A 7,319-nucleotide genomic window follows, 5' to 3' on the forward strand; every position below is an offset into this window, starting at 1 on the left:
CTGCATTTCTTGGACATCGAACAAGTCTTCAAACTCCACCTTGTCAATATCCTCTAATATATCCGGGGTTATAGTTTTATCGTTCATTAGTTGCTCCTTTACTTGGTCTATTCTTGGTACAATTCTTTATAAAGGCAATCACCCTTCGGGAGGATGGGCAATAGTTTGTTTAATAGCGGGTAACATCTGGCGGGCAGTGTTCTCGCCGAGTTGCACCAGGTCTTGCACGTGCTCAAAATCTAGCGTGTGTTTGGCCGAGACTTTGTGTTGGATGAGAACGTCGATCAGGGGGAGTTGGTCTTCAACCACGTGGGCTTCCATAGCGCTGTAGATATTGAAAACGATTTGCAGGATGTTGGGCATTTGATCATAACTGCCGGCGTAAGACTCGCGCAAGGATTGGACGACGCTAGAAGCAATCACAATATCGGCCCCCCGATTGCGCAGCACGCTGGCGGGCAAAGGGTTAACAATACCACCGTCCACAAAATAACGGCCCTGGTAATGCCAGGGGTCGGCCAGCACCGGCACGCTGAGACTGGCGCGAATGGCATCGGCCAGAGGACCGGAGTCAAATACCACTTCATCGCCGGTCAAAATATCGGCAGCCACAATGCACAGCGGGATTTTCAAATCTTCAAACGTGCGACCTTCCACTGAACGGTCAATCACCCTGTCCCGCGCCTTGCGGCCTTTGGCAATGCCCGTGCGGGGGGGGATATTAAAATCCCAATTTGAAAATTTGGTGACATCTTTGATTTCGGTGACAAATTGATCCAGGCGGGCGGGACTCCAACCGGCGGCAAAAAACGCGCCAAACCAGGCTCCGGCGCTGGTGCCGGCCACCAGATCAATGGGGATTTCTTCCTGAAGCAAAACCTTCATCACTCCAATATGGGCCAAGCCCCGCGAACCGCCACTGGAGAGGGCCAGGCCAACGGTGCGGTTGGTCAAACGCCGCGCGGTGCGCCATAGGTCAACCTCAGCCCCACCGGCAATCCAAACATCTTGTTTTTGCCTGTGCGGTAAAAACCAATCAGGCGGCCGGCCAACAACAACCACGGTATCGGCCAGTTCCATCGCCTTTTCGGCCAGGGGGTCCGGGGTATCGGGCAAGATGATAATGATGTGTTTGTAAACCTCAACCTGGTAGCTTAAACTTTTGGCCAAATAACCTTCGTCCAGGTTGTCGTTATCCAAAATCATCACCCCGCCGCTGAGGGTGACGATATTTTCCAGCCTGGCGTTAGGCAAAGGAAGCACCCCCACCGTACTTTTTAATTGAGAATAAAGGGCCTGGGCCAGTTCAAAGCCACCCCATTCAATCTCCGGTGAGCCTGGCGAGTGCGGCGGGATAAGCAAAGCCGTGATCCGGCGGGTCAGGCGCCGTTTCTGGCGGCGCGTGGTGGTAACCAGCCGCTGGCTCAACTCTCGCATCATCTCCAGGCCAATTGAGGGCCGGGTGTTCAACAATTTTTCAAAATCCACTTTTCGTAAAGCCCACAGTTCTGCATCAATATCCACCCGCAGGCTGGCCGTGCGGGGCTGCGCCAGCAACAGTGAGATTTCCCCCACAAAGGCGCCCGGTCCCAGGTGCGCAATGGCTTCGCCGGTATCCCCATGCATCACGGTCACCTGGCCTGACTCCACCAGGTACATGGTATCGCCCACGTCGCCCTCTTTAAAAACAAGAGCGCCTTTGGGATAACTTTCACTTTTCAAACGACCGGCAATCAATTTGAGGTCGTTATCTTCCAGATTTTTGAAAAGGGGGATGCCTCGCAAAATATAGAGTGGGGTCAATGGCAGTCTCCTGCAATGCGCCTTAAGTTATTCTCCTCAATTATAAACCGATTGAGAGAAGGGGTCAATGGTAGGTAAGTCTTGGGGACAGGATATTGTCCTGTCCCCACCGATGACCTGAAACTTCCCGGCAAAAAGTTTGTGTTCCTGAATATTCCGATGAGAGCCGGGCCAAATTGGACAGCAATGAACTTTTTGGCTAAAATAAGATTGTTATCGTTCCCGTTTTCGTTCACGGGAACGATAACATGGATTGAGACAAACAAGAAGTTGAAACACACCCGCAAAACCAACAAGTTAGTCATTCGATGAGGATATCACCCCTGCCACCATTCCCCCAGTTGATACGCTAAGCTGACTTATTTTTGGAAAGTTATCGGTTTATCTTTGGAAAACTCAAACTAATGGCAGCAACCAAGTAAATATTTTAGGGAGTTTTGGCATCATGTTGAACAAGGTATTTCTCGTTGAGGATGAAATCGTTGCCAGAGAAGGCATTCGCGACAATGTGGATTGGACGGCCGCCGGTTTTGAATTTTGCGGCGAGGCCCCGGATGGGGAAATTGCCTTGCCCCTGATTGAGGCAGCCCAACCCGACGTACTCATTACCGACATCAAAATGCCCTTTATGGATGGCTTGCAGCTTTGCAAAATTGTGCGGGAGCGGATGCCGTGGGTTAAGATTATTATTCTGAGCGGGCACGATGAATTCAATTATGCCCAAGAGGCGGTGAAACTGGGAGTGACCGAATACCTGCTCAAGCCTGTGGGGGTGCGCGTGCTGCACCAGACCTTGCAAAAAGTGACCACCCAGATCAAGCAGGAGCGGGAAGAAGAAGAACACTTGCAAAAATTACAGGAGCAAATTGAAGAAAACCGGGCGGCTATGCGGGAAAGATTCCTGCTCAAACTGGTCATGGGCGCAGTTTCCTCGTCGGAAGCGGTGGAGACCAGCCAACTGTTGGATATGGACATTATTGCCAGATGGTACCTGGTGATGGTGATTAAAGTTGAGTTAGGCGATTGTACCGCAGGTTTCAATTATCACCAATACCAACAAGTTCAACAAATTGTAGCGGGCATGGTGGGCAATAATCCCGATGTTTTTTTGTTGAAAAAGGATATGGAAGAGCTGGTTCTGATCATCAAAGGACATTGTGTGGAATATTTGGAGGAAGAGGGCTATTTTATTTTAGACTTGATTAACCAGGAGGTTGAAAATAAAACAAAGTGCAGCCTGGTTATTGGCGTGGGAAATCCCCAAAAACGGATTGGCGATATTTACCAATCCTTTGTGGAGGCATTGGCCAATGCCCAACATGCCACCACCGGAAACAGGCAGTTGGAGCCTCAAAGTAAAGTTGATAAAAAAGAACTGCTCAAGCTGGACAAAACCGCGGTTGAGAATTTTTTGAAACGCAGGGCCAAAGAAGAATTTGATGACTTTTTTGCGGCTTATATTCAACCATTCAGCGAAGCTGCTCTCAGATCATACCTTATTAAAAATTACATTTTTGTTGATATTGTTTTGGCTACCGCCAAATTTGTAAGAGAACTGGGCGGAAGTATTGACCAGGTTATCCCGGAGATCAATCAGGTAGAAACATTATTGATGAACATCAAGACCATTGACCAGATCAGACAACAAGCCCAGCAAATCCTGACCAGCGCTATGGAGTTTAGAGACCATCAGGCCAACAACTACTATGCGGAGATGATTGATCAGGCCAAAGCGTATATTGACGCCCACTATACCGACGCCGACCTATCTCTGAATGAAGTCGCCGCCCAGGTCAATCTCAGTCCCAGCCATTTCAGCACCACCTTTAGCCGCGAAACCGGGGAAACCTTCAAAGAGTATCTTACCCAAATCAGAATCAATAAGGCTAAAGAATTACTGCGCACCACAACCCTAAAATCTTTTGAAATCTCCCACCAAATCGGATATAACGACCCTCACTATTTTAGCCACGTCTTCAAAAAAAATACCAACCTGTCGCCCAGAAAATTTCGCTTACAGGCCCAAATGGCCTAAAAATATTTTTAATTCAGGTGTATCTTAAAAAGTGATTAGAAAAGCATTGACTCTTGATTACCGACACGCCTTAACCGGAATAGCCAATAGCCTAAAAAAGAATTCAAAAAACAAAATTTCACCCAAATATTACCTGGGGAAAATTGTTGACGTTTTTGCGGGCATAAATTTATCCATCAGGATGAAGATCCTGCTGTCGTTTTGCATTGTGCTGCTGATGATGAGCGCCACCAACGCCATCTTGATTATCCGGGTGCTGGAATACAATCGCCAATACGATGCCATGATCACCAATATTACCACGGCCAACAGCATCAATGGATACATTAAGCCCGCCATTGATAAGGAAATGTGGAACATTGTGGCCGGTAAAAAAGAATTCAAAGAAGGTAAACAGTACGAAATTATTGACGACGTGAATGCCCAACTCCATTGGATGATAGAAAACACCGACTCCGACAAAACCAAGATCAAACTTGAGGTCATCCTTAGAACTATGGAAACGCTCACCCGCTATGTTGACCTGATGGGGGCACAGATTGAACAGGGCAGCACGGTAGCCGAAAACGAACTGGTTCTGGAAAATATCAGAGGCGTTTCAGACCTGGTCAACGATCTGGTGCAGGAATACATGCTGTTTGAAGTGAATCAGGCGGAAGAGCAATATCAAGAAATGCAAAGCAGTTTCGCCCGCTGGGCCATCACCTATATTGTGCTGATGTTTTGCGCCGTTGGTTTTTCCATTGCCGCAGCCTTAGTTATTTCCAGAAGCATTTATATCCCCATTAAAAAGCTGCACAATGTCACCACCACCATTACCCAAAATGACTTGCAGGTGTTGGTGACCAGTGACAACGTTGATGAAATTACCGAGTTAGGCATGACGTTTAATGTGATGATTGGCAAAATCAGAGAATTATTAGAGGCCAAAGTTAAAGAACAAGAAAATCTAAAAAAATCCGAGTTCAGGGTATTGCAGGCGCAAATCAACCCCCATTTTCTTTACAACACCCTGGACACAATTGTCTGGATGGCCGAGTCCCAAAAAACCGACCAGGTTGTTGACCTGGTCAGCGCCCTATCCAGCTTCTTCAGAATCAGCCTCAGCAAAGGCAAGGATTGGATCACCATTCGAGAAGAAGTTGAGCATACCAGAAGTTACCTGGCTATTCAGAAGATGCGCTATAGGAATATTTTAGACTATAACATTGAATTGGATGAGAGCGTCTTGGATGGCACCATCTTAAAGCTGACCCTGCAACCGTTGGTCGAGAATGCTCTTTATCATGGCATTAAATACAAAAGGAGCGGCGGAACCATTACGGTACGGGTCAAACGAGAGAATGAAAACCTGGTTTTATTTGAAGTGGAAGACGACGGCGTTGGGTTTACGCCATACAAACTGGGCCAAATTCAGGCCAAAATGAATGATGACTCTGATGAAATCATCTTAAAGGAAAGCGGGTTTGGACTGGAAAACGTCAACAAACGCATCAAGTTATATTATGGTAAACAATATGGTCTTTCCATTGCCAGCCAATACCGGGAAGGCACCCGGGTCACCCTGGCCATTCCGCTCAAAGACAAAACCAATGGGAAATAATACAGGACTTACGTATGTCATAATGAAACAATCATTAATTATCCTATCTTTGATAGTCTTCACGATAACAGGGTGTAGCGCCCAATCTACCCCCGAACCAACCAAAGAACCAGACAATGGCAAAAAGACCTACGAAAGTTTGGTTGTTGGTTATGCTCAAATTGGCGACGAGAGCGAATGGCGCACGGCCAACACGGTCTCCATCAAAGAAGAAGCGGAAAGGCTGGGCGTGGAGTTGAGGTTCTCAGACGCCCAACAAAAACAGGAAAATCAAATCAAAGCCATTCGGGCTTTTATCGCCCAGCAGGTGGATGTGATTGGGGTTTCTCCGGTGGTAGAAACGGGCTGGGAGAGTGTTTTTCAGGAAGCCAAAGATGCGGGCATTCCCATCATCCTGGTTGACCGCCGTGCGGCTGTTCCCGAAGATCTCTATACCACATATATTGGCTCCGACTTTACCGAAGAAGGTAAAAATGCTGCCCGGGTAATGGTTGATCTTCTTGATGGCAAAGGCAGGATTGTAGAATTGGTAGGTACAGTAGACTCAGCCCCGGCTAATGATCGCTATAAGGGATTTAGAGAAGTTCTGAAAGATTATCCAGAGATGAAAATCATTGCTTCCGAGTCTGGCGACTTCACGCGGGCCAAAGGTAAGGAAGTGATGGAAGCCTTCTTGAATAAATACGGCAACGACATTGATGCGCTTTATGCTCACAACGACGATATGGCGATTGGCGCTATCCAAGCCATTGAAGAATATGGGCTGAAGCCTGGTGTGGACATTAAGATTGTTTCAATTGACGCGGTAGGGGATGCTTTTAGAGCTATGATTGAGGGCAAATTAAATGCTACGGTTGAGTGTAACCCCCTCCTCGGTCCAGAATTCTTTGAATTAGTCCTGAAAGTAGTTAATGACGAACCTGTTCCCAAATGGATCCCATCTGAGGAAAGTATTTTTTTTCCTGATAACGCCGCAGAAATCCTACCAACTCGCAAATATTAGCCAGAAAGCCACACGTTAAAGTTAAACCCGATTCTTCTACAAGCAAATAAAAACTACATAGAGAAGCGACGCTTGGCGTCGCTTTTTTGTGCAAAGATAGAACTACTTTGTTTACAGGTAACCTATTTTTGATTTTTTTACCCCCCTACTATTTTCGTCAAAAAAATTATTAACCTTTATCAAAAAAAACCGTAACTTCTGCGAGGAGAAACTTCTATTGCTGGATAGTACAATACGAATATCAATAAACTTCCAATAAAAGTTCATTGATATTTACCAAATTAAGATTTATTATTGAAACGGCGTTTCGTCCCGGGAGAGACGCTCATATTCAAACCAAATTAAATTTAATAAGCTACAATAAAAGGAGCGAGTGACAATGAAGTTTTCAAAAGTTCTACTGTTAATTGTAGTATTGGCTATGGCTTTTGCCGTGGTAGGCTGCGGTGCAAACACGACGGACCTTGAGGCTCAAGTAAAAGACCTCGAAGCCAAAGTAGGTGCTGCTCAAAGCGCAGCAGACGCTGCCGCTGCCGCTGCCGCCGAGGCCGAAGCCAAAGCAGCCGAAGCGATGGCCGCCGCCGCTGAAGCGCAAGCGCAAGCGGCAGAAGTGGCCGGCGCAGCCGCTGACGAAGTAGCCGCCGCCAAGGCTGCTGCCGAAGCAGCCAAGGCCGAAGCCGAAGCAGCCAAGGCTGAAGCCGCCGCCGCAGCGGAAGCAGCCGCAGCGAAGCCCGAAGAGGAAGCAATGGGCGGAGAAGCAATGGGCGGAGCGTTGACTGCCGACTGCGCCCCCAACTGCAAGTATGAAGACCTGACGATTGGTTACGCCCAGATTGGGGCCGAAAGCGAATGGCGCACGGCCAATACCTCCTCCA

General features: G+C 47.5%; 5 protein-coding genes. 4 read left to right on the plus strand and 1 reads right to left on the minus strand.

Features of this window, described 5'->3' with window-relative positions; translation table 11 throughout:
• Positions 1–138: 138 nt before the first annotated feature.
• Positions 139–1,803 (minus strand): patatin-like phospholipase family protein, encoded by a 1,665-nt coding sequence (locus JW953_09030; protein ID MBN1992837.1) that lies wholly within the window; start codon positions 1,801–1,803, stop codon positions 139–141.
• 445 nt (positions 1,804–2,248) lie between these two features.
• Here JW953_09030 and JW953_09035 point away from each other — a divergent pair, with 445 nt between their 5' ends.
• The 4 genes from JW953_09035 to JW953_09050 all read left to right on the plus strand — a co-directional run.
• The gene (locus JW953_09035) at positions 2,249–3,838 is read left to right on the plus strand and encodes a response regulator (GenBank protein MBN1992838.1); all 1,590 of its coding nucleotides are present in this window, start codon (positions 2,249–2,251) and stop codon (positions 3,836–3,838) included.
• A 31-nt stretch (positions 3,839–3,869) separates the two neighbouring features.
• Positions 3,870–5,441, plus strand: coding sequence for a sensor histidine kinase (locus JW953_09040; protein ID MBN1992839.1), 1,572 nt, complete (start codon positions 3,870–3,872; stop codon positions 5,439–5,441).
• Positions 5,442–5,463: 22 nt separating this feature from the next.
• A complete protein-coding gene (locus JW953_09045; GenBank protein ID MBN1992840.1) occupies positions 5,464–6,444 on the plus strand; it encodes an ABC transporter substrate-binding protein in 981 nt (326 codons plus the stop codon).
• A 379-nt stretch (positions 6,445–6,823) separates the two neighbouring features.
• A partial coding sequence (locus tag JW953_09050; protein ID MBN1992841.1) for a hypothetical protein occupies positions 6,824–7,319 on the plus strand: 496 nt, incomplete at its 3' end.

This window comes from Anaerolineae bacterium (assembly GCA_016931895.1).
Lineage (GTDB): Bacteria > Chloroflexota > Anaerolineae > 4572-78 > J111 > JAFGNV01.

What these genes read in the sequence shown, in the direction of transcription:
- JW953_09035 (MBN1992838.1), top strand. Translation starts at nt 2,249, where the DNA reads ATGTTGAACAAGGTATTTCTCGTTGAGGATGAAATCGTTGCCAGAGAA.
- JW953_09045 (MBN1992840.1), top strand. Translation starts at nt 5,464, where the DNA reads ATGAAACAATCATTAATTATCCTATCTTTGATAGTCTTCACGATAACA.